Annotated in this window: 22 protein-coding genes; 7 read left to right on the top strand and 15 right to left on the bottom strand. The window is 60.5% G+C overall.

Going from position 1 to position 22,574, the window contains the following annotated elements; translation table 11 throughout:
- Nucleotides 1-61 precede the first annotated feature (61 nt).
- Genes GQ59_RS06070 through GQ59_RS06040 form a run of 7 tightly spaced genes read right to left on the bottom strand, consistent with a single transcriptional unit; the run spans nt 62 to nt 8,789 of the window.
- Nucleotides 62-1,195, bottom strand: a complete 1,134-nt coding sequence (locus GQ59_RS06070; protein ID WP_037078810.1) for a M24 family metallopeptidase — start codon at nt 1,193-1,195, stop codon at nt 62-64.
- Nucleotides 1,196-1,197: 2 nt separating this feature from the next.
- Nucleotides 1,198-2,418: a M20 family metallopeptidase gene (locus tag GQ59_RS06065; protein WP_037078807.1), complete on the bottom strand. Its 1,221-nt coding sequence runs from the start codon at nt 2,416-2,418 to the stop codon at nt 1,198-1,200.
- Nucleotides 2,419-2,440: 22 nt separating this feature from the next.
- On the bottom strand, nt 2,441-4,072 hold the full coding sequence (locus GQ59_RS06060) for a dipeptide ABC transporter ATP-binding protein (protein WP_037078804.1): 1,632 nt from the start codon (nt 4,070-4,072) through the stop codon (nt 2,441-2,443).
- Between the two features lie 10 nt (nt 4,073-4,082).
- Nucleotides 4,083-4,907 (bottom strand): ABC transporter permease, encoded by an 825-nt coding sequence (locus GQ59_RS06055; protein WP_037078801.1) that lies wholly within the window; start codon nt 4,905-4,907, stop codon nt 4,083-4,085.
- Nucleotides 4,900-5,847, bottom strand: a complete 948-nt coding sequence (locus GQ59_RS06050) for an ABC transporter permease (RefSeq protein WP_037078798.1) — start codon at nt 5,845-5,847, stop codon at nt 4,900-4,902. The genes GQ59_RS06055 and GQ59_RS06050 overlap by 8 nt, the downstream gene beginning before the upstream one ends.
- A gap of 58 nt (nt 5,848-5,905) precedes the next feature.
- A complete protein-coding gene (locus GQ59_RS06045) occupies nt 5,906-7,456 on the bottom strand; it encodes an ABC transporter substrate-binding protein (RefSeq protein ID WP_037078795.1) in 1,551 nt (516 codons plus the stop codon).
- Between the two features lie 19 nt (nt 7,457-7,475).
- Nucleotides 7,476-8,789 (bottom strand): M20 family metallopeptidase, encoded by a 1,314-nt coding sequence (locus GQ59_RS06040; RefSeq protein ID WP_037078793.1) that lies wholly within the window; start codon nt 8,787-8,789, stop codon nt 7,476-7,478.
- 116 nt (nt 8,790-8,905) lie between these two features.
- On the opposite strand from GQ59_RS06040, the gene GQ59_RS06035 reads away from it, so the two are divergent.
- The 7 genes from GQ59_RS06035 to GQ59_RS06005 all read left to right on the top strand — a co-directional run bounded on the left by GQ59_RS06035 (nt 8,906) and on the right by GQ59_RS06005 (nt 14,827).
- A complete protein-coding gene (locus tag GQ59_RS06035) occupies nt 8,906-9,670 on the top strand; it encodes a GntR family transcriptional regulator (RefSeq protein WP_051903818.1) in 765 nt (254 codons plus the stop codon).
- A 311-nt stretch (nt 9,671-9,981) separates the two neighbouring features.
- Nucleotides 9,982-10,209 (top strand): hypothetical protein, encoded by a 228-nt coding sequence (locus tag GQ59_RS06030; protein ID WP_037078787.1) that lies wholly within the window; start codon nt 9,982-9,984, stop codon nt 10,207-10,209.
- Nucleotides 10,206-11,381: a zinc-dependent alcohol dehydrogenase gene (locus tag GQ59_RS06025; protein ID WP_037078784.1), complete on the top strand. Its 1,176-nt coding sequence runs from the start codon at nt 10,206-10,208 to the stop codon at nt 11,379-11,381. Before GQ59_RS06030 ends, GQ59_RS06025 begins: the two co-directional genes overlap by 4 nt.
- 12 nt (nt 11,382-11,393) lie before the next feature.
- Complete coding sequence (locus GQ59_RS06020) at nt 11,394-12,302, top strand: NAD(P)/FAD-dependent oxidoreductase (RefSeq protein WP_037079192.1); 909 nt, start codon at nt 11,394-11,396, stop codon at nt 12,300-12,302.
- A gap of 105 nt (nt 12,303-12,407) precedes the next feature.
- Nucleotides 12,408-13,868, top strand: coding sequence for a phospholipase D-like domain-containing protein (locus GQ59_RS06015; RefSeq protein ID WP_244447913.1), 1,461 nt, complete (start codon nt 12,408-12,410; stop codon nt 13,866-13,868).
- Between the two features lie 317 nt (nt 13,869-14,185).
- Nucleotides 14,186-14,395, top strand: coding sequence for a cold-shock protein (locus GQ59_RS06010; RefSeq protein ID WP_037078778.1), 210 nt, complete (start codon nt 14,186-14,188; stop codon nt 14,393-14,395).
- A 156-nt stretch (nt 14,396-14,551) separates the two neighbouring features.
- Nucleotides 14,552-14,827, top strand: a complete 276-nt coding sequence (locus tag GQ59_RS06005) for a hypothetical protein (RefSeq protein WP_037078777.1) — start codon at nt 14,552-14,554, stop codon at nt 14,825-14,827.
- Nucleotides 14,828-15,082: 255 nt separating this feature from the next.
- On the opposite strand, the gene GQ59_RS30965 is transcribed toward GQ59_RS06005, so the two are convergent.
- From GQ59_RS30965 to GQ59_RS05970, 8 genes are all read right to left on the bottom strand, one after another.
- Nucleotides 15,083-15,334 carry a PfkB family carbohydrate kinase gene (locus GQ59_RS30965; RefSeq protein WP_084683067.1) on the bottom strand — a complete coding sequence of 84 codons (252 nt, stop codon included), beginning with the start codon at nt 15,332-15,334 and terminating at the stop codon, nt 15,083-15,085.
- A gap of 240 nt (nt 15,335-15,574) precedes the next feature.
- A complete protein-coding gene (locus tag GQ59_RS06000; RefSeq protein WP_037078775.1) occupies nt 15,575-16,828 on the bottom strand; it encodes a type II toxin-antitoxin system HipA family toxin in 1,254 nt (417 codons plus the stop codon).
- The gene (locus GQ59_RS05995) at nt 16,821-17,132 is read right to left on the bottom strand and encodes a helix-turn-helix domain-containing protein (protein WP_037079190.1); all 312 of its coding nucleotides are present in this window, start codon (nt 17,130-17,132) and stop codon (nt 16,821-16,823) included. Before GQ59_RS05995 ends, GQ59_RS06000 begins: the two co-directional genes overlap by 8 nt.
- Before the next feature lie 369 nt (nt 17,133-17,501).
- Entirely contained in the window at nt 17,502-18,392 is an 891-nt protein-coding gene (locus GQ59_RS05990) for a creatininase family protein (RefSeq protein WP_037078773.1), read from the bottom strand.
- Nucleotides 18,393-18,452: 60 nt separating this feature from the next.
- Nucleotides 18,453-18,833, bottom strand: coding sequence for a cupin domain-containing protein (locus GQ59_RS05985; RefSeq protein ID WP_037078770.1), 381 nt, complete (start codon nt 18,831-18,833; stop codon nt 18,453-18,455).
- Between the two features lie 34 nt (nt 18,834-18,867).
- Nucleotides 18,868-20,157: an NAD(P)/FAD-dependent oxidoreductase gene (locus GQ59_RS05980; protein ID WP_051903817.1), complete on the bottom strand. Its 1,290-nt coding sequence runs from the start codon at nt 20,155-20,157 to the stop codon at nt 18,868-18,870.
- A 71-nt stretch (nt 20,158-20,228) separates the two neighbouring features.
- Nucleotides 20,229-20,945 carry a GntR family transcriptional regulator gene (locus GQ59_RS05975; protein ID WP_051903816.1) on the bottom strand — a complete coding sequence of 239 codons (717 nt, stop codon included), beginning with the start codon at nt 20,943-20,945 and terminating at the stop codon, nt 20,229-20,231.
- Nucleotides 20,946-21,076: 131 nt separating this feature from the next.
- Entirely contained in the window at nt 21,077-22,573 is a 1,497-nt protein-coding gene (locus GQ59_RS05970) for an amino acid ABC transporter permease/ATP-binding protein (protein WP_051903815.1), read from the bottom strand.
- Nucleotide 22,574 lies beyond the last annotated feature (1 nt).

Here is a 22,574-nt window from a genome sequence, read left to right as displayed (position 1 = left end):
TGCTGGCGGCTCATGCGGTTTTTCCTGGAACAGACGCAGCCCGTCATGGATCCACCTCTGATCAACGACCAGCTGGGTTAGGCGCCAAAACCTGTCTCGGCGTGTTCGTGAGCCGAACGCCTCCCCCTTTATCGACGACCACCGTTTCGCTGAAGCCCAGGCCTTGAGCTGTAGCATAAAGGTGAAACACCATCCCCTCCTCCAGCGGCCAGTCGGATGTGGGCAGTAGAGCCCGCGAAAAGTCGCTAGTGCGGGGCGTGCGGGTATAGAGACCGAGCGTATAGGCGGTGACGTTTTCGTAGGTCGGTCGGAGGCCCATGTCGACCGCACCTCGGCGCATGATCGCATCAACGTCTCGCGCCATGGCGCCCGGCTTCATCGCCATGATCTGCCGATCCTGCAGCTCGATCAGCTTTCCAGCCGTCGCGGTAAGTGCCGCGGAGGGAGCACCCACGACGACCGGCCGCATCATCCGCGCCCCATAGTTTCCGACGCGCGGGATGAGTTCGACATGTAGGACGTCGCCCTCCGTGATCGTTTCGGTCCTGAATGCGCCGTGCAGAAACTCGTGGTTGCCGGTGGCCTTGACGATCGGACCCACTTCCCCGGTATCGGCACCTTCACGAAGGAAGACCTGCGAGGCGATTGCCGCCGCATCGCGGGTGGTCATTCCCGGACGAGCCTGTCTTGCGATCTCGATCATCGCCTTGTCGGCGATTGCAGATGCCTGGCGGAGGATGGCAATCTCCTCCTCCGACTTGACCCAGCGCAGGCTGTCGCTGAGCCCCGGCATCGGGATGAACTTCGCATCCGGCAGCAGCGCCGAAAGCCGCATGAACGTTGCAGCGCTCATGCTGTAGGAATTGGTATCGAGGCCGATGCGCGCACCGGCAAATCGGCGCTCGCGGATGCTTGCCGCGACGACCGCTTGTGCTTCGTCGGTATCGGCAAAACCGACCACGTCGGAAATCCAGCTCTTTTCCCGGCACGGCGCCTCGTCCAGCGCCCGCAGCGTGAACCAGGCATCGCCCTCGCGCGGTAAAAAGGCGGCGCGGTACATGGTTTCGGAGACGGTGTAGCCGGTCAGCCAAGCCAGCAGCTCGCCGCTGTCGACGAGCAGCAGATCGACGTCGGCTGATGCCATGGCGTCCCGGGCGCGTGCGATACGACTATCGAACTCCGCCCGGGAGAACATGATCAGGCAACCTCGCAGATATCGAGGATGGTCAGCATGTAGACGCGGATCATGTCGAGATAGTCGACGATGTCGACACGCTCGTCGGGCATGGTGTTGTAACGGCCGCCGGGGCCGCACACGATACCTTCCATGCCGAGCTCCTTGTAGAGATGGCCGGCATCGGTACCGTAGAAGCGGGTCGGCGTGATTGCGCCGGTCGGTTGTTTTTCGCCGCGCACGGCTTCATAGGCCGCGTTGATCGACTTGACGATGCGCGATTCCGGCGAGACCTCGAAGGGCGGCATCAGCGGGCGACCCTCGATCAATTCCGGAACCAGCTTGGCCTTGAGGCCGGGGAAGCGGCCTTCGAGGTCCACCAGTTCCTTTTCGAGATCGGCCAACACGCCCTCCTGCGTCTGCCCCGGCGCATAACGGCACGAACCCTTGAGGCGGACGAAATCAGCCACCTGTGGCGGACGCCATTCCTCAAGGCTGCGGCCGAGTGCACCATGGACGACGCCGACATGGCCGCGATTGATCGACCGGTGCACGTCACTCCTGGCGCCGCTGAAGGTCATGGCGTTGATGCGCGGGATGATGTCGCAAGCCGCCGCGATCGCATCGACAGACTCTTCGCGCTTGGAGAGATGGCGCGTGTCGCCGGTCAGTTCGATGACATAGCTGAGAGCCGCCGCATGCATGGTGACGGCGACGAGATCGCTCGGTTCGCTGTTGATGAAATAGTCCGCCTTGACGCCGTGTCTGATCGCCGCAAGCGTGCCGACGCCGCCCTGCAGTTCGCCGACCACGAAGGTCAGGATAACGTCGCCCTTGAGCTTGACACCGGCCTCGAGCAGCGTCTTGACCGCACAGAAATAGGCGGCATCGCCGGCCTTCATGTTCGACACGCCGATACCGTAGATGAACCTCTCATCGATGAGGCCGGCGTAGGGATCGACCGTCCAGCCTTCGGTCACCGGGTTGGTGTCTAGATGGCCGTTGAACAGGAGGCTCTTGCCGCCGCCGGTACCCTTGAGGCGTCCGATCGTGTTGAAGCGGCGGCCTTCGTCGAATGGCTGCAGTTCGGCTTCGACGCCGATCCTTTCCAGTTCGCCGGCCATGTAGCGCGCAAGTTCACGCTCGCCGTCGGTTTCCGAATGGCTCTTGTGCTGGACCATCTTCGACAGGAAATCGAGGCAGGCCTTTTCGTCGATCCGATCCACCAGGGACTTCGGGTCCATTGTCATGCTCCTTGATGCATTGTCATAGGTATTGGCCGGCCGCGCGCGGCACCGCACTGATCAGGCGGCGGGTATATTCGGCGCGATCCTGGCTATCGATGTCCGCTGCCGGTGCGATCTCGACGAGATTGCCGCGATACATCACGGCGATCCGGTGGGCGATCTGGCGGATAAGGTTGAGGTCGTGGGTAATGAACAGATAGGCGGTGCCACTGGCCTTCTGCAGTTCCAGCAGCAGCTGGACGATGGACGCCTGCACCGACACGTCGAGTGCGGAAGTAATCTCGTCGCAGATGACCAGTTTCGGCTTGGAGGCGAACGCACGGGCGATCGCCACCCGCTGTTTCTCGCCGCCCGACAGCTGATGCGGATACCGCTGGGCATGGGTGCGCGGCAGGCGCACCTGCTCCAGCATGTCGCCCACCTTCTGGTCGAGATGAGACGCGTCCCCGAACAGCTTTAGCGGCCGCGACAGGATCTCGCTGATCTTGTGGCGAGGATTGAGCGAGGCGTCGGGGTGCTGGAAGATGATCTGCACGTCCTTGCGATAGGCATTGTCCATGTCGCCAAGGTTCCTGATCTCGCGACCGTCGAACCAGATCTTGCCCTCGAAGCGGTTGAGACCGGTCATCGCCTTCGCCAGGGTCGACTTGCCGGAGCCGGATTCACCGACGATGCCAAGAATTTCGCCCGGATTGACGCTGAGGCTGATGGCATTGTTGCCGGCGACACGTTCCGTCTTACGACCGGTCAGCGCTGCCAGGAACGGCTTGCGGCCGAAGTGGACGCTGACGTTCTCGACCCGCACCAGCGGGTTGTTCGTTTCAACGACAGTGTCGTCGACCAGCCTATGGGCCGGGTCAGGAACCGCCGCGATCAGTTCGCGGGTATAGTCCTGCTGCGGATTGGCAAAGATATCGCGCACCGCGCCCTGCTCGACGATGTCGCCGCGACGTATGACCGCGACGCGGCTGGCCGTGCGCGACACCAGCGCCAGATCGTGGGAAATGTAGAGCGAGGCGACACCGGTCTCGGCCTGCAGTTCCACGAACAGGTCAAGGATCTGGCATGAGGTGATGACGTCGAGCGCCGTCGTCGGTTCGTCGAAGATGATGCATTCGGGATTGCACGCGAACGCCGATGCGATGACGACGCGCTGCTTCTCGCCGCCCGATGCCTCGTGCGGCATGCGGTTCATCATTGCTGCCGGCGTCTTCAGGCCGACGCGATCAAGCATCGCCTCGCCTTCCTTCCAGGCCTGCTGCCGTGTCAGTCCGCGGTGACGGACCAGCACCTCGGCGAGCTGGGTGCCGAGCGACAGGGTCGGGTTGAGCGACGTGCTCGGATCCTGGAAGACCATGCTGATGCGCCGGCCGCGAAAGGCCTCGATCTGGACATCGGTCTTTTCCAGCAGGTTCTCGCCGCTCAGCAGGATGCGGCCGCTCGGTTCGCGGGCGTTTTTGGGCAGATAGCGCATGATCGACCAGGCAAGCGAGGTCTTGCCGGAACCGGATTCACCCACCAGGCCGAGGATCTCGCCTCGGTGGACGGAGAGGTCGATATTCTTGAGCGCATGGAAGACGCCGGAGGCCGTGTCATAATCCAACGAGTAGTTCTCGATCGCGAGAACCGGAGTTTCTGGTTTTGTCGTCATGGTCGTGGCCTCAGGTTCGCGGATTGAGGGCATCGCGAAGACCGTCGCCCAGAAGGTTGAAGCCGACGGCGACGACGGCGATCGCCACGCTCGGCCAGATCAGGATACCGGCACTCAGGTGCATGTAGCGGCGCGCCTCCGAGACCATCAGGCCCCATTCGGCCGCCGGCGGCTGCGCGCCGAGACCGAGAAAACTGAGCGTTGCAAACAGCATGACTGCAAAGGACACGCGGATGGTCATCTCGACAATGATCGGCGCAATGACGTTCGGCAGCATTTCCCGCAGGATGATGTAGGCGGAGCTCTCCCCACGGGCGACCGCCGCGTTGACGTAATCCTGCTTGCGCACCGACAGCGCGACGCTGCGGGTGATGCGGGCCATGCCCGGCGCGAACGCGATGGCAACGGCGATCAGCGCGTTGACCGTGCTGGACCCGAGCAGGTTGACCACCAGAAGCGCAAACAGCAGGCTCGGGATCGACATGACGGCGTCGATGGTTCGCATGATCAACTCGTCAGCGCGACCGCCGAGGAAGGCGGAGGTGGTCCCGACGAAGGCGCCGAACAGCGTGCCGGCGATGGTTGCGAGCACGGCCATGACCACGGTGGCGCGGGCGCCGATCAGCAGGCGGCTGAAGATGTCGCGGCCGTATTGATCAGTTCCCAGCCAGTAGGCGGCGCTCGGCCCCTTGTATCGCGCCAGCGGTGCAAGAGTTTCCGGGTCGTGCGGCGCGAGCATTGGTCCGAGCAGCACGATCACCAGCACCAGCAGGACAAGGAACAGGCCGATCGCGCCCTGCGGCGTGCGCAGAAGGCGTTTGGTGAAATCAGTCATACTGGATCCTCTTGTCGAGCCAGGCATAGAGGATGTCGGCGATGAAATTGACGATCGAATAGGTGGCCGCCATGATCAGCACGCCGGCCTGGATGGCCGGCAGGTCACGCGCCTGGATCGCCACGATCAACTGGCGGCCGATGCCGGGAATGGCAAAGATCTCTTCGACGACGATGACGCCACCGAGCAGGTAACCCACATCGAGCGCAACTATGGTAATGGTCGGCAAGAGCGCATTGCGCAACGCATGGCGACGAAGGACTTGTCCGCGTGAAATTCCCTTCAGCCGGGCGGCGCGGATATAGTCGGTATGCAGCACGTCGACGAGTTCAGAGCGAACCATCCGCGAGACGTGGGCGATCAGGATCACCGAAATGACGCAGACCGGCAGGACCAGATGCGCAATGCCGCTGGCGAAATTCTCGGTGAGCGGCACATAGCCGGTCGGCGGCAACCATTTCATCAGGTCGGCAAAGACGAGGACGGCGATGGTTGCCGTGACGAATTCCGGAAGCGCCACGCCGGCATAGGAGATCAGGCTGACGACCATGTCGGCGATCTTGCCGCGACGGACGGCGGCGATGATGCCGAGCGGAATGGCGAGAACCAGCATCAGGCCGATCGACAGGAGGGCCAAAAGCAGCGAACGGCCGAGCGCCTCGAACATCACGGGGCCGACAGGCTGGCCGGTGCGCAGCGAGGTTCCGAGATCGCCCTGCAGCACGTGGCCGAGCCAAATTGCATATTGCTGCCACACCGGAGCGTTGAGCCCCATGTTTTCCCGCAGTGCAGCGAGGGCGTCTTGGGTCGCATTCTCACCCAGCATCATGACGGCGGCATCGGCCGGCAGGATCTGGGTGATGGCGAAGACGATGAGCGATACGATGAAGAGCGTATAGACGATCATCACCAGCCGCTTGGCTACATAGTTCGGGGACACGGTCGTGTTCCTTGTTCCACCAGCCGGACGCTCAAGGAGCGCCCGGCATTGTTCGGGATCAGCCGCGCTTGGGCGCCTTGTCGGTCAGGGAAGCGTAGTCGAGGCGGAAGACCGAGGCGCGCGGATGCGCCTGGTAACCGCTGACCCAGCTACGCTTGGCCGACAATACGTCGAAGAAGGACGGGATGATCGAGGGCACTTCCTCGTTCATCAGTTCCTGGGCCTTGGTATAAAGCTCGGTACGCTTGGCGGCGTCGATCGTGCCGCGGGCTTCGGCGACCAGGGCGTCGAAGGCCTTGTTGTTCCAGCGCGTCTCGTTCCAGGAGGCATCCGAAGTATAGAGAAGCTTGAAGATGCCGTCCGGGGTCGGCTGCATGTTGTAGAAGCCGACGTAGAAACTGCCCTTCTTCCACACCTGCTCCAGATAGGTGGCATGCGGCATCGTCTGGACGTTGATGGTAATGCCGGCTTCCTTGGCCATTTCCTTGAGGGCGACGGCAAGCTGCGTGCGCACGGCCGGGCGGTCGGAGGCGATGAGCGTCGCTTGCAGGCCATTCGGGAAACCGGCTTCCGCGAGCAGCTTCTTGGCTTCCGCGATATTCTTTTGGCGCTGTTTGGCAGCCTTGAAGAACTGGTAGGACGGGTTCAGCGGCGTGTCGTTGCCCGGCGTGCCGAAACCTTCGGTAACGAAGTTGACCATCGCCTCGCGATCGACCGTGAGCGCGATCGCACGGCGGACGCGCGCATCGTTGAACGGTGCCGTGTCGCAACCGAAGTTGATGTTGCAGAACTGGCCGGACGGCGTGCGCAGGACCTCGACGCCGTCATTGCCGTCAAGCCGGAGGTATTCGGTCGGCTGCAGCGTCGAGATGATGTCGACATTGCCGGCGATCATCGCCGAGCCTTCGGCAGAGATATCCGGGAATACCTGGACCTCGATACGATCGAGATAAGGGCGAGCCGGGTCGTAATAGTTCGGGTTGCGTTCGACGACGATCAGACGGTCAGGCTCGTAGGAAACCAGCTTGAACGGGCCGGTGCCGACAGCCTTGGTGGAAAGGCTCTTGAGGTCGCCGGTGGCGATCGAAGCCGGAATGATGCGAGCGTTGGTGTAGGCCATTGCGACCGGCAAGTCGGCATAGGCGCCGGAGAGCTTGAACAGCACGGTCGTATCGTCGACGGCGACGATGTCGGAGATCGGGCCGACATTGTTGCGGCCGGGCGACGCGGTTGCCGGATTAAGGATTGCCTTGAAGGTGGCGACGACGTCCTTTGCCGTGAACGGCGAGCCGTCATGGAAGGTCACGCCCTTGCGCAGCTTGAACGTCCATTCGGTCAGGCCGTCATTGGGCGTCCAGCTTTCGGCCAGGTCGGGCTCGACCGACATGTCGACTTTCAGGCGTGTCAAATTGCTATAGAGCAGCTCGGTAACCAGATATTCCGGGTTGACGCGCGTCAAAAGCGGATGGATGACGCTTGCGGCCTGGTCGACCGAGATACGCAGCGTGCCGCCCTTGGCGGACTTTGCGGTCTGCGCCAGGCCAAGCGCTGGTGCAGCAAAGACGGCGGCGGTGCCGGCGAGGAAGAGGCGACGTTTCATTTCCAGCATTTTTCAGTTCCCTTATGGTTCAGGCGCGGTTTTCAGGAATGGCTTCGGCGGCAAAGTCCGCCGCGAGATAGGCCAGTATGCTTTTCGCCAAGGCGATGATGTCCTGGCGGGTGGTATGCTCTTCGGGACTGTGGATGCAGCTTTCCGGGCGGCCGAGCCCGCCCAGCAGCACCTCCTGTGCGAAGCCCGACTTCTGCACGTAGCCAAAGTCGGAACAGCTCGCGGCGCCCCATTTTTGAAAGTCTTCCGGCTTGTAGCCGAAACCCAGCGACAGCGCCTTTTGCCAGCGTGGCCAATGGGGACCTTCCGGATCGTCCGTCGGGATGAGATGGCCGACTAAGTCCGCTTCGAGCCCCAGCCCTGTGCCGGCGACGCTGTCGCGGATCAGGCTTTCGATCTCTGCGCGCGCGTCCTCATAGTTTTCTTCCGGCGCGTAACGCCGGCTCACGAGAATCTTGATCTCCGCCGGCACCTGCCCGCCGGCGGTACCGCCGTTGACGGCCGAAATCGACAGCTGCGGTCGCAGCGGACCTGTGGTGTGCGGCGGCGGCGGCAGCGCGGATGCCCGGCTGGCGACACCCGGCTTCAATGCCATCAAGGCATTCAGCAAGGGCAAGGCGCCTTCGATAGCATTGATGCCGGCGCCGGTGCGATTGCCTTCGCCCGCATGAACGGCGTGCCCCCTGATCGTCACCTGCAGATGGAAGACACCGAAGCAACCCGCCCAGATGCGCGGCGCCGCGGACCCGTTGAAATTGAGGATATGACCTTTCAACATGCCCTGCTCCGCCAGATAGCGAATGCCGGGATACAGGCCCCCTTCCTCGTCGGTGCAGAGGAGCAGCATCGGATCGTAGTACAGAGGCAGGCCGCATTTTTTGGCGGCCCGCAACGCCAGCAGGGTTGCTGCGATAGTGCCCTTCATATCCGCTGCGCCCAGCCCGAACAGATCGTCACCCTCAACCGTCAGCTTCAAAGGATCGCGCGCCCAGCCAGGCGCGGCCGGGACCGTATCGACGTGATAATAAAGACCGCAGACGGGCTTTCCCGTTTCGCGGGTAGCAATGAGGTTGGTCCGCTCGCCGGATGCCGGTCCACCGGGCACGTACCAAAGATCACGAGGCACGACGACCCGCTCGAACTCAAACCCCAAGGGCGAAAGGAGTTCGCCCATCAGATCGGCAAAAGCGTCATAACCCAGACCCGGCGGGAATGAGGTGTCAACTTCGATCATCCGGGCCAGATCATGGACAGCAACCTCGACATCCTGCTCAATCGCTGCCATGGCAGATCCAAGGATCTGTTGCGAAGAAGCTGGCGGCGGCGTGTTCATGGCAGTGTCCCCGGTCCCCGTCGCGCCAGCCTCCCCAGCTTGCGCTTTAATATAAACTATATAGTAATACTGCGTAGATCGATACCCTGAGTCAACTCCAAAGAAGAGGCAAATCATTGCCGGAACTGCCCAATAATTCATCAGGAGCGATCAAGCTGACGGAATTGTCGTTGCCGCTCTATGAAGTCGTCAAACGACAGATCACCGAAGCGATCATGCTCGGCAAACTGGAACCGGGTTCGGTTCTGCCGAGCGAAGTGGCGCTGTCGCAAACCTACGGCGTGGCGGTGGGCACGATCCGGCGGGCGCTGATGGATCTCACCAATGACGGCCTTCTCAGCCGCCGTCGCAAGACTGGCACCGTCGTGACCGGCCGCAAGCCGCAGCACAGCCTGCGACTGTTTTTTCAGTATTTTCGACTGCACGGGCTGGATGGCTCGCTCAGCAAATCGGTCACGAAGGTGACATCGCTCGACCGAAGCGTTGCTTGCGCGGCCGATGCGCGAAAACTTCAGATCGACGAAGGATCGCCGATCGTCACCTTCCACCGGGTACGTTACATCGATGAGCGGCCGATCATGCACGAGACGCTGACCCTGTCTTGCGAACGGGTTCCGGACTTCCCGGAAAGGCCGGAGGAAATCCCTCAGCTCTTCTACCTGCACCTGCTGGAAAACTATGGGATCCGCATCTCGGCCATACGCGAGCAGATCGGCGCCGACCTTGCGACCGAGCCCGATGCCCATTGGCTGGACCTGAGCCCGCCAGCAGCGGTCCTAACGATCGATGAAGTGGCCTATGACCAGATGGCCGTACCGGTTTTGATTTCAGCGCACCGGGCAACCACCGCCAACCACCGCTATGTCAACGAGGTGCAGTGAGGCGATGTCTTCGCAGTTCAACTGACTGACTCAGAAAGGCTTTTCAGCCTTGTCGGTGCGATCGAGGCTCACGGCGACCTCTCGAGGTCTCCCGCGCGGAGGCCCCCTTCGAGACCTTGCGCCGGAGCATCGCCGAACGATCCCCGCTCGTCTCGAGGACATCGCGCCTGATCGGGTCACAGATAGGGAAACTCCCAGCTCCTGCCCGGTACCACATTCTCTGCCACGGTCGTGCCATCGATCAAAAACGCAAAGGAACAAACCGAGAGAACTTCCGTTGGGTCTAGCCACCGTAAAACGGAGAATGACGAATGCGGTTCGTTCCCACGCTTGTTCACGGCGTGATCGATTACATTGTTGGTCTTATCGCCATCGCATTGCCTTTCATGCTGGTCTTGCCATCGCTGCTCGACTTCCCGCCGGATTTCCGGTGGCCCAGCTATCTCGTCGGCGTAGCCGCACTCTTCCTTGCAGCAACCACGGAAATCCGTGCGAGCGGGACAGCTGGGCAAAATGACAACAAGGAGATTATCACATGAAGGCACTTTGCTGGCACGGCAAGGGCGATATCCGCTGCGACACGGTTCCTGAACCGACGATCGAGGACGGCCGAGACGTCATCATCAAGATGACCGCTTGCGCCATCTGCGGATCCGACCTGCATCTTATGGATGGCTATATTCCCTTCATGGAAAAAGGCGACATTCTTGGACACGAGTTCATGGGGGAAGTGGTTGAGGTTGGACGCGATAACAAGAAGCTGAAGGTCGGGGATAGAGTGGTCGTCCCCTTCACCATCTGCTGTGGCGATTGCCAGCAATGCCTGAAAGGCAACTGGTCGGTCTGTGAGCGGACGAACCGGAATGCCGACAACGCCACCAAGGCCTTCGGATATCCGACCGCAGGTCTGTTTGGATATTCTCACCTGACCGGGGCCTATGCCGGCGGCCAGGCGGAGTATGTCCGTGTGCCTTACGCCGACGTCTCGCCGATCGTCGTCCCGAACGGCATGAGCGACGAACAGGCGCTGTTTCTCGGCGATATCTTCCCGACAGGCTGGATGGCGGCTGCCAATTGCGAGATCGAACCTTCCGACATCGTGGCGATCTGGGGCTGCGGCCCCGTTGGCCAGTTCTGCATCAAGAGCGCGCTGATGCAGGGAGCGGCGCGTGTCATCGCGATCGACAACGTGCCCGAGCGCCTCGCCTTGGCACAACAGGCGGGCGCAGAAATCATCAACTTCGCCGATGAAGACGCGACCATTCTCGAGCGGATCAAGGAAATGACAGGCGGTCACGGCGCAGACAAGTGCATCGATGCGGTCGGAGCCGAGTCCCATGCCACCGCGTCGTTCGATGCAATCATCGACAAAGTCAAGGCTGCGACGCTTCTGGGCACAGACCGACCTCACGCCCTGCGCGCCGCCATCATGGCTTGCCGTCCGGGCGGGATCGTGTCGGTCCCCGGCGTCTACGGTGGCTTCCTCGACAAGGTCCCGTTCGGGGCGGCCATGAACAAGGGGTTGACGATCCGAACCGGGCAGACCCACGTCAACCGCTATTCTCTGGATCTCCTGCGACGCATCGAAGAAGGCGAGATCGACCCGAGCTTCATTATCACCCACCGGGCAAGGCTCGAGGACGGCCCTGCCCTTTACGAAACCTTTCGCGACAAGAAAGACAACTGCATCAAGGTAGTGCTGACCGCATGATCGAGCTCGATGATGTATGACTGTCTCGTGATCGGCGGTGGACCAGCCGGTCTTACCGCCGCCATCTACCTGGCGCGGTTCCACCTGAGCGTGATCGTGGTGGATCACGGCCAGGGGCGCGCTGCATCCATCCCTATTACTCACAATCATGCAGGTTTTCCGGAGGGGATACCTGGGCACGATCTTGTCCGGCGGATGCGGCTCCAGGCCGAACGGTATGGGGCACAGCTTCGCATCGCGGAGGTGACATCCCTGAAAAGCAACGGTGACAGCTTTATCGCGACGGCAAACGATGACCCTATCATCGCGCGAGCCGTACTGCTGGCCACTGGCGTCGTAAATCACAGACCGCCGATGTCTGACGAACTACACGCCGATGCGCTGGCGAAAGGGCTGATCCGATACTGCCCGGTCTGCGATGGTTTCGAGATTACCGATAAGCACATCGGTGTTCTCGGAACCGGGGAACGCGCATTCAACGAGGCCCTGTTCCTGAGGAGTTTTACCTCCCGCATAACCCTGATCGCGCCGGAAGGCGCCCACGACCTGACTGGGGAACAGTTGCTCACGTTGGCGCGATACCGAGTAGAAGTCTTTGCAGGCCCGGTCGCTGGGATCGAGTTGGACGATGACAAGATCACCCTCATATTGACTGACCGCGTTTTGACCTTCGCCTCAATCTACGCGGCGCTGGGATCCGACGTGCGGTCGGAACTTGCAGCAGCCCTTGGAGTGACGCGGACCGCTGCGGGATGCGTCGAGGTCGACCGGCACCAAAGAACTACTGTCACTGGGCTCTATGCGGCTGGCGATGTCGTACTGGGTCTCGACCAGATCAGCAGCGCCATGGGCCAGGCTTCAGTCGCCGCCACCACCATCCGTAATGATTTATGCGAGCAGCGGATCATTCTGCGCAGCTGACGATCCACACTAAGGCTGATCAAATCTGCGCCGAGGCTTCGCAGGAGATGGTGCCGACTGGTCAAAGCCACAGCGGACACTACATAGCGGCCGCAACGAGGTCATTTGGTATACGGCATGCGAACGATATTGGCAGAAGGCGAAACGTGCTGGCGCATCAGCCGTGCCGACCGGCTGTCGGTGATCGTCGACGCCGCGGATTTCTTCCGGCTTGCCCGGCAAGCCATGCTGAAGGCACGCGAATCGATCCTGTTGATCGGATGGGATTTCGACACCCGTATCGATCTTGTTCCCGGTAAACACGAAGACGGGCCGCCAGACAAGCTCGGAAGTTTCCTGAACTGGCTCGCCAAACGGAACGATCAGCTCACTATCCGTATCCTCAAGTGGGACATGGGCCTGCTTTCGTCGGCCGTGCGCGGAGAGACGCCGCTTTACATGTTCGGCTGGATGTTTTCCAAGCGCGTGCACCTAAAGCTGGACAGCGCGCATCCTCTAGCGTCCGCGCACCACATGAAGCTCCTTGTCATCGACGACCAGGTCGCATTCTGCGGCGGTATCGACATGACCGTCGGGCGGTGGGATACGCCCGATCACCTGGAAAAGGACAAGCGTCGCCGCTCGCCGATGGGATTTGCCCAGAACCCTTGGCATGACGCGACAACATGCTTCTCCGGCGACGCGGCAGCAACACTTGCCGAACTGGCGCGGTCACGCTGGCAGACTGCAACGGACGAAACGCTTGAGCGGGTTAAGACGTGCTCAGATGCATGGCCGGACGATCTCGAAGTGGATTTCCGCAACATCGATATCGGCATAGCGCGCACATTGCCGGAATACGAAGGTCGCAAGCAGACCGTCGAAATCGAAACGGCCACGCTCGCTATCATCAAGAACGCAGAGCGGACGCTCTATATCGAAAGCCAGTATTTTGCGTCGCGTCGCGTTGCGGAAGCAATCGCCGAACGGCTCAAAGAAGCGGATGGCCCCGAGGTCATCGTGGTCAACCCGCAAGGCGCGAATGGCTGGCTTGAAGCCAAGACGATGGACTCCGCTCGAATCCGGCTGATGAGCCTGGTCCGGACGGCCGACATGTACGATCGTTTCCGTCTGCTTTATCCTGTCAACGCTGCCGGGACAGCGATTTACGTGCATGCCAAAATCATGATCGCCGATGACAGGGTTCTGAAACTTGGATCGGCCAATCTCAACAATCGTTCGATGGGCTATGACACCGAATGTGACATCATCATCGAAGCTGGCCCCGATCAGGAGAATGTCTCCGCTAAAATCACCGAGCAGCGGAATGCGCTTGTGGGCGAACACCTTGGACGGAGCGGGTCCGACGTGGGGGCCGCCGTAGACAAGCATGGTTCCCTGCGGAGGGCGATCGAGGCCCTCACCGCGGAGTCGGGGCGTAGGCTCCTCGCCGTGCCCATGCGGAAGCTGTCCGCGGACGAGGAGATGCTGGCCGAATCTGACATGGCGGATCCCGAACGACCTTCCGGCGTCAGGTACAGAGCCTCTGACTTTCTCAAGCATCATTTTTATCGGCGGCAATCGTAAGTCGCCTGGCCACAGAACCGGTCAACTTTGTACCGCGCTGGCTCTGCGCAAAACATGCCGGAAAAGCGACGCCTCTCGAAGAATTGCAAAATCGATGAATGCGATTATAGGTAGAATCCGCCAGATACAAAAACTAAAAGTTGACGCGCGTTGGCAATAAGCCTATTGATGCAGCTGTCGATATTTGCTTGCTGAGCTTTGGTTACTGCGCGATTGGCACCGCGCCCTGAACGAACCTTCCTTTCAAAAATCGTTATCGCCATCCGTAGCGCTTCCCGCGCCACGGTCTTCCTATATTGCTATGAAAAGGGTTCATCATGACCACTGGCACAGTTAAATGGTTCAATTCCACCAAGGGCTTCGGCTTCATTCAGCCTGACGACGGCGGCACTGACGCTTTTGTCCATATCTCTGCCGTCGAGCGCGCCGGTATGCGCGAAATTGTCGAAGGCCAGAAGATCGGCTACGAGTTGGAGCGCGACAACAAGTCGGGCAAGATGTCTGCCTGCAATCTGCAGGCCGTATAACCGGTACCTGCTTTCCTTTGACCACGGATGTACTGGCACTGTCGAAAGCAAACTACCAATCGAGGTCAGGTATCATGCCTGGCCTTTTTTTATGGCTGATCAAAATGATCGATCCATATCGATTGCTGATCGCGGTTGGCAATTATCGGAGATCCTATGAAAGAGCACGCCAACGAACTGCAAGCGATCAATACGGCCTGGCAGATCGCGATCCAGGAAATCCTGAGAATGGTTGTCCGGGATCTTTACAAGTCAGGGGACGAGGCTTCGTTTCACGCGCATATCAAACGTGTAGAAGAGGCCGCGGTGGACAGCATTTACACAGGGCTGATGCTACGGGGTACCGACGAGTGGACCGAAGTTCTCGTCAAGGAGAAGGCGAGTAATTTCGTCACAACGCTTCTGACATCGTTCACCTACGACAGGATCTAACACACCCGGCCGATGCTTCACGGCCCCCAGCCAGATGCAAGTCTAGAGATGGCCGGGAAGGCAGTGGCGTTGCGCGGCGTCAGCATCGCTCCGGCCTGCCGCATAACTTTTGCATTTGATGGCTTTACCGCGCAGCCGCAACTCGTCTATGTCGATAGAAACCGCCTCGTCGCATACCGTCCTTCGCGGTTTAATTGATGTCGACTTCAGTCACATCCATATGTCTGCACAGTGCGCTGCTCTCGTCTCTTTTTCTCAGGCCAACCAACTATTCGTCTCGGTCATGAGAGGAATACTCGACTGGCTTCCCGGACGGGAGCAGGCAATTGCGGCGGCCGTTGCGGCCCGTCGCATTGCTGCGTCGAGCGAAAGACCTCGATCGAGAGCCGAAGCCAGTACGCCCACAAAGCAGTCGCCGGCTGCAGTCGTATCCACGGCATCCACGGGCAGCGCCGGTACCCTTACCTCCTCGCTATTCACGAACGCCTCGGGCCCCTCTCCACCCATGGTGCGTAAGACCCCGGTGTTGAGAGCCCCAGGTCAAACTAACCGCCAGATCATCGGTGCCCGCCGACCTCAGATGCGGCGGGCCGCTTGATCGCGAGAGAATGCGCCGCGCGGGATGTCATCCAGGAAGTCCCGTCGCATCGACGATGCGCTTTGGCAACGAGTGAAAATGCGCCAGGAAAATTTGCGCGCCGGCTAGTACGGAGCCTTGTGCCCGTTCGGACAGACGACGCCCTTAAGCTAGTCCGCGCACGTGCTGAGGATTGGTATCATCAACTTCACATGAGCATCGATCCGCTCAAGAACTTTTGCCGGAACGACCTCACGCTCCGGCAGCGACCACCAAAGCTGGTTGACGCGTTCAACGGTATCGACCACCGCTTTGAGCACCGCCGCTTCCGGCAAACGTGCACGATTGGCGAAGACTTTCCATCGCTGTGCATTCATCGCCATGAAGGCGCGCTCGCCGGCGAGCGACAGCGCCATGGCATCCGCCGGGATGTAGGGAATGGTCGAGAGCACATCGTAAACAGGAGCGAGCTCGGGTTTGTCGCCCGCGCCAGGATAGGTCAGAGACCAGTTCTTGAGATGCATGTCGCCATTGCCGGTGATGGCGGCCAACGCCAGTCGGCGGACAAATTCAATCGGGGCCGCCGACGATACAGCGATGCCGAGAGCAGCGGCGATATCGTGATAGGCTGCGCCCTCGTATTTGCGTGAGGGATAGATGCCAAACACCTGAGCGAAATCCTCGATATGAATTCGTTCGGCACCAGCGCCACGATCGAAACGTTTGACCAGCAAGACTTTGCCGTCCGATAGCGTCTCAAACTCCGCCGGGATCCCTTCGAACTCCGACTGTTCGACAAGTTCACGTTCCGGCACGTCCATGCCGATTGCTTCGGCCAAAGCGAGATTGGCATATTCGTTCTCCGAGACGCCGGGAAACGAAGTCGACGGAAACTTGGCAATATAGGATCCTTGCTCATCGCCCAGTGGCACCGTCATACCGCCGCCCTTGCCCGTGTTCTTGATGACGGAAAGCTTCATCTGTACGCCAGCGAGCGAAAACCGGGCCTTCGATTTCAGAGGTGATGGATCGTCAACGCGAGCAACGGTTCCTGCGCTTGGCACAACGCGGACGGCACCTGGCAGATCCGACCCGAGTGCAACCAGCAGATCAAAGTCGTTTCCGGGGCGAACACCGCCGGCATGGTGCTTTTCCATCGCCTCGCGCAGCTTGTCCTCGGGAAGAAGATTGGCAAAGAATGCAGGCAACGCCCTGGCAACAGGCTTGGGGTCTTTGCGCAGACCTCCGGTTGCCGCACGGAAAGACAAGCTCAACACGGGAAAGCCGCCCGTTGCGCGATAGCTGTCCTCGAAGCTGAATGCGTTGAAGTCACCAGGCGTTCTGACGATCGTGCCGACCTTCCAATCGTTCAGCAGCACTTCAAGTGACGATATGGATCTCGGATCGAGAGGAGCCTCAGGCATTTGCATCACCGTCGGCGCTGACCACGAACGCAGGAAGGTCGTCTTCAGCACCATCGGGCTGCAGCAGGGCATCAACCGCCGGGACCATAGCCTGCGGGATGAGCATAAGTTCAAGACCGAGTGCCCGCGAAATATTGATCAAGGTCGTTGTGCGAGCAGCCGCGCTTCCAGCCTCGATTTCGCGATAGCGAGGACGTGATATGCCTGCCAAATCGGCAACTTGCCCTTGAGTAAACCCCAAGTTTTTGCGTGCCGTCTTCAACAGCCGGCCGATCGCACGCAAAGCCTCTGACTCAGCAACCATTTGATCTCTAAACCTATCATCACGCATTAGATGTTACGTTCACATATCTCTTCTCCTTCCAGAAAGTCAATACAATTGATCTATTTACAGATCATAGTATAGATTATGATCTGTTTAGGTGCCAATTTTAGAAAAGTAAATGCGCACTGCGGCGTCGAGTGCGACCCCCAATTTATCTTTCGATGGTGATCTCAGGTTAGCTCGATCAAGTAAGCTTTCGGCATGCTGTTTGGATCAGGCCGCCGTGGCGGTGACCGCGTTCCAATGTGCCATCGCCGTGAGGCGATGCAGATGAACAGCGATGGCAGAGTGGTTTTCATCGGGTTTGCCCCAACAACCCGACTGTACCGAAAAACACTGACGTTCCCGCTACTCTCCCACACCACGCTGACGGACACGATCGCTGAGTCTCGGCTCGGTCTTGTCGCGCGCGGTTCCCAGCCGCAATGGTGTACCCGCAAATGCTTCCAAGAATGATGCCAGCCCCGCAACCGTCGCTTCTAGAATCAGAGCGCCATTTTCAACTGTGGCCTTTGCCGGGTCTCCGAAGTATCCGCAGTCATCAGCCTGGAAAATCGGTGGCCAACCTGCCCCGAACGCTGTTATGGGATCATCCATATGACCCGTTGCGATCCAGGGCTGAATCAGACGCGCGGGAAGACCTTCGATCGCCGACCGTACCCGTTCCTGCGCTTCGGGAAAAGTCAATGCCATCGTCAGCGCAGCTTCCTGTTCACAAGCATGGCCGGTTCGCGGAAGGCTTCCTTTCAGGAGGGGCAGCCAGTCCTTTTCGCCCGGCGCGAAATAGTCGACCATGCCGATAGCATATCCATCGGTCACCATCTGGGCGCAAAGCGAGCGCAACGGAGCCGAGTTGCCTCCATGACCGTTGACGAAAACCACGCGGGGAAATCCGGAATCGAGAATGGATCGCGCGGTATCGGCGAGAACCGCAAGATAGGTTTCCAGCCGCAGGCTGATCGTGCCGGGATGGCTCAGGTGGTGCGGTGAAAAGCCTACCGGGACGGCGGGAGCCACGACAATCTCCAAGCCGACAACACGATTGGCCGCGAGTTCGGCGACGGCCGAAGCCAGCAGCGTATCGGTCTCGACGGGAAGAAAGTCCCCATGCTGCTCGATCGCCCCGGTCGGCACGATGACGAGAGCGCCGGCATCCCGCTTGGCCGCCAGTTCGGCACGGGTCATTTCGGCCCAGATGAGTGAAGACGGCGCAAAATGCCGGGGTGCAATGCTTGTCATGTCCGGTACCTCCTGGCTGGAACGACGGGCGACGGCTTCGCGTCACCGCCCGTAGCGCAATTACATGTCGCCAGCCTCTTTCGACGGGTTGGCGCAGACGGCGATCACGAGTCCGGCCTCGCCGATGATATGGCGGTAACGGTAGTTCCTGGGCAGATACATCGCATCGCCCGGTTTGAAGATGTGCTCCTCGCCGGTTTCCTCGACGATCTGTTTGGACCAGCCATGCAGACAATAGAGGATCACTTCATGCACCCCGTCGCCTTCTACCATCGTATCGAAGTGCGGCATGTAGGTGGTGATATGAAAGGAGATCGACGAGCCGTGAAGCTTCTTGGTGATCAGCCGATGGCTGAATTCCTGCCCCTGGTGCACCCAGGTCAGCGCCACCTCTTCCTGACGCGACCACTTGATCTTGCCGCCGACGGTCTCTTCGCTCATGTCATAGCTCCTTGTTTACAGCAATTGATGCGATCTATCGGAATCGTGCCTCGAAAGCGTCGCGCACTTCCCAGACCGGAAGAATGAGATGTGGCCCAAGTCCGGAAACGCGGCCGAACGAGATCGGGCGTGGTGCCGTCAGCGGCAGCGTCAGATCGGCGTCCGCGATCCTTCCGGCCAGCCAGGGGCCGATCTCGCGCCCGAGCGCCGTCGTCAATGCCACACCGCGGCCGTTGCAGCCGATCGCCGCATCGAGACCGGGCTTCAGCCGCATCATTCGCGGCAGGAAATCCAGAGTCCCTGCAATGACCCCGGTCCACGAATATTCGACTCTGATTTCCGGGAGATCCGGGACTATGCGGCGGAGACGATTTGCAAAAAGCCTGCGGGCCAGTGCCATTCGTCCGGGCAGCGGCGGCACCATACCCCCGGTCACCAGCCGGCCGTCCGGAGACCAGCGCAATGCGAAAGTGTGACGGCGCGTATCGGCAACCGGCGCCATGTCCGGCAAAAGTGTTGCGCTCAGAGATTGCGGCAGTATTTGGGTTGCGATCTGGAAGACACGGGCGGGAATGATCGATGCGCGCAGCTCCGGCAGCAGGTTGCCGATCAGCGCATTGGTGGTCATGAGCACACGGCGGGCGCGGACTTCTCCTCCCGCGGTCCGAACGCGCCAACCTTGCCCATCGGCTTCAATGCTCGTCACCGGACTGTCCCCGAACAATCGCACTCCCGCCAATATGGCAGCGCGCGCAAGCCCGTGCGCGTAGGAGAGCGGCGTGATCTGCCCGCCGGAGGCCACCCTTATTCCTCCATGCAGCGACGGAAGTCCCGTACGCTTGAGCATGGCATCGCGATCGAGCCATTCGGTATCGACGCCGGCGGCCAGCAGCCGTGGCATGCGGCCGTGAAGCACTTCTTCGGCCGCGCGTGAATGTGCGGGTTGCAACCAGCCATTCTGAACGGCATCACAGTCAATTTCGTGACGTCCGATCAGATCGAACACCGCCCTGCCGGAGCCCGCGACCAGTTTCAGCAGACGCCCGGCGTGATCGGCACCAAGAGCCGTCACCACCTCGGCAGGTCCGAGCGACGTCTTGAGGCTGGGAACCACGAAGCCGGTATTGCGCCCGGAAGCACCAAAGCCCGGCTGATGACTTTCGAGCAGAACCACGTCGACACCCACCTCGGCGGCATGCAGAGCGGAGGAGAGACCCAGGAAGCCCGCTCCCACCACCACCACATCGGCAGTGATCGCTTCGGTCAGTTTCGCGAATATGGGCGCGGAGGGCGTTATCGCCTCCCACAATGATCCGACTTCCATCATCATTTCCTGTCTACGCACCATTTCGGCGGACGGCGTTCCCTTGATTTTTCGTAGCTACTGTCCGCGCCCTACAGGTTGATCAGATCGTATCCCCGCCCCGCCGCCAGGGCCTGGAACAGTCCCTGGCGGGTTTGCTCGTTATGGCGAATCATGATCTCCCGCGCCGCCGTCTGGTCACGGCGGGCCAGGGTTTCCACTATCTGATGGTGCGAGACGTTGGTCTCGTTATTCACGTCCCGCAATTGGGCGCCCAGATAGAAGAAACGTTCAAGCGCATCAATCTGATGGGTCAGCAGCTGGACGAGCCTTCCATTGCCGGTCGCTTCCGCAATCGCCAGATGGAATTCCCGGTTGGACCTGATGAACGTAGCGAGGCTGAGCTGTTCGCCTTGATTATAGGTGGCATCCGCGAGGGAGTTCAGACGATCTATCTGCTCCCCCGTCAACCGGGTACAGGCGAATTCGGCGGCTCCGGCTTCCAGAATGGTTCGCACGTCGAACAGTTCGTCCATGTCCGCAAACGTGATCGGCGTGACCTGGTAGCCGCGGCGCGGAAAAGATCTGACCAGCCCCTCCTGCCGCAAGGCGGCCAACGCTTCGCGGGCCGGCGTCTTGGATATATTGAAGCGCTCCGCGATTTCAGCTTCGTTCAGTTCCTGACCCGGACGGATTGCGCATGTCAGAATCTGGGTTCGTAGCGCATCGTGAACCTGTTCCGTCAGCGATGCCGGCTTTGCCGGCTGCACCACCCGGCGCTTCTTTCTGATTGCTGTTACCTCAGCCATGGGCACTCCTATCTGTAAGTCGGCATTTCAGCCCGCAACCCGGTGGTCGCTCCAGCAGATATGCATGTACAAAGCGCAACCGAAAGACGGCGTTTTTACCCCATGGCCAATTCCGCATGGCTTACCCCTGACTATCCTTCGCGAGACAGAAAAGCGCGGAAGTAATCCGGCGCTTCATCGCCAAAAGCCTGATCACGCGGCAGATCCATCAACAGGCGACCACGTTCCATGTAGGCGATGCGGTCGGCGATTCGCCGGGCAAAGCCGATCTCGTGCGTCACGATTACCATCGTCAAACCTTGCCCGGCCAGATCCGCCATCACGCCCAGGACACCCCCGATGGATTCCGGGTCCAGAGCGGATGTCGGTTCATCGAAGAGCAGGGCATCGGGCTTCATCGACAATGCCCGCGCAATGGCGACGCGCTGGCGCTGTCCGCCGGACAGTTCCACGGGATAGGAGTGCAGCTTGTCCCTGAGCCCGACCTTGTCGAGCAGTCCGTCCGCGGCAGCCAGCGCCTCCATCTTCGGAATGCCGAGCAGCCTGCGCGGGCCCAAGGCGACGTTCTGTCGTGCCGTCATCGTGGGAAACAGCGCGAAACTCTGGAACACCATGCCAAGGCGACGGCGACGCTTGTCCAGCATGCGCTCCGGGCGAGCGACACGACGGGCCGCATCGACCCATGGCAGGCTTTCGCCCGTCAGCAGGACATCGCCGCTATCTGCAGGCTCGATCCAGTTCAGCGCGCGCAGCAATGTACTTTTTCCCGACCCCGACGGGCCGAGGACCACCACGACTTCACCCTTGCCGACAGCCAGCGAGACATCGTCGAGTCCCTTGATCGGCCCGAAGCTGCGGGTGAGGTTGCGCGCCTCGATCACCGGATTGAGACGCGAAGGCGCCTCTGGACCCAAGTCCTCCCTGACCACGGTGCGCTCGACCACCGGCGGCGGCGCAGACACATGGCTGGAGGTCTTCAGCGCCACTGCTCTTTCTATCCGATGCTGAATCAGCATCCAGATCGTCAAGATCGCGAGATACCAGAGGGCAACGGCCAGATAGACTTCCAGCGCTCGGGTGGTCGATTGGGCAAGCTGCTGGGAGACACGCAGGAGTTCGGCAAACGAGATGGCCGCCAGGAGCGACGTGGCCTTGATCATGTAACTGAAATTATTGCCGAGCGGCGGCACGATCGCCCGGATCGCCTGTGGAAACACCACCGTGACGAAAATCTGCCAGGGATGAAGACCCAATGCCAGTCCGGCCTCGCGCTGATCGCGCGAGACGGACATCAGGCCGCCGCGCACGATGTCTGCCATTCGTGCGCCCTCGTTGAGACCCAGCGCCAGCAAGCCGGTGGCGATCAGGCTGAGCGGGACGCCCATCTGCGGCAACGCCGAATAAAAGAACAGGATCTGCGCAAGCAGCGGCGTACCCTTGAAGACCCAGACGAAGACAAGCGCCGGCCAGCGCATCAACCTGGGCGCCGCCAACATGCCCGCCAGAGCAAACCCCAGAACCGTCCCTATCGTCTGGGCAACGACAGCAACCCAGATCGTGACCCAGGCGGCTTTCAGCAGCTGAGGCGACTGCAGGATATCCAGGAATATGCCAGCGTCGAAACCCACG

The organism is Neorhizobium vignae, assembly GCF_000732195.1.
Taxonomy (GTDB): domain Bacteria; phylum Pseudomonadota; class Alphaproteobacteria; order Rhizobiales; family Rhizobiaceae; genus Neorhizobium; species Neorhizobium vignae.
This window is presented reverse-complemented; position numbering and strand designations above follow the sequence as displayed.